The following is a 542-nucleotide window of genomic DNA, read 5'->3' as shown; positions in this document are numbered from 1 at the left end:
CATTCACGCTCTTACCCTGAGCCTAGTTAACTGTCAACTTTTGAAGTGATACCATTTTTTCTTCGCTGTGCTTTAATAATTCCAACTCTTTAAAACCCATTTTTTTATGGAATAACAAAGATGCTTCATTTGGTGGCATAACGTCGATTTCAGCAAATACGCAAGGTTTTGAATTATCAATGGCTGAATCTAAAGCATATTGATATAACTTTGAGGCAATGCCTTTGCCTTGGGATTTTTCCGAAATTACGATTCTATCGATGTATAAAAATGAACCATAATTTTCATTGAACCATTGATAATTAATACTTTCATATTCCACATTTTCAATTAGTGCAATCAGAAAACCAACAACATGGCTCTCGTCTTCAATTACAACTGATAATGCAGATATTTCAATTAGCCTCAATAACTTACTTTTATCCATCGGACTTAATACGTCTACGAACTTCTCGTTTAACTCTAAAATCGTATCAATGTCTTTACTTAAAATTTCTCTAATTATCATCATTATCCTTTTTGCGCATAACGCCTGCATAACA

1 protein-coding gene is annotated in these 542 nt (G+C 32.8%); it reads right to left on the bottom strand.

Annotated features, from left to right (window positions below; translation table 11 throughout):
* Window positions 1-22: 22 nt before the first annotated feature.
* A partial coding sequence (locus A6E03_RS18305) for a GNAT family N-acetyltransferase (protein ID WP_255310669.1) occupies window positions 23-542 on the bottom strand: 520 nt, incomplete at its 5' end.

This window comes from Aliivibrio sp. 1S128, from assembly GCF_001691065.1.
In the GTDB taxonomy this organism is placed as follows: domain Bacteria; phylum Pseudomonadota; class Gammaproteobacteria; order Enterobacterales; family Vibrionaceae; genus Aliivibrio.
The sequence above is the reverse complement of the archived record's forward strand: the minus strand, read 5'-3'. Positions and strand labels throughout refer to the sequence as shown.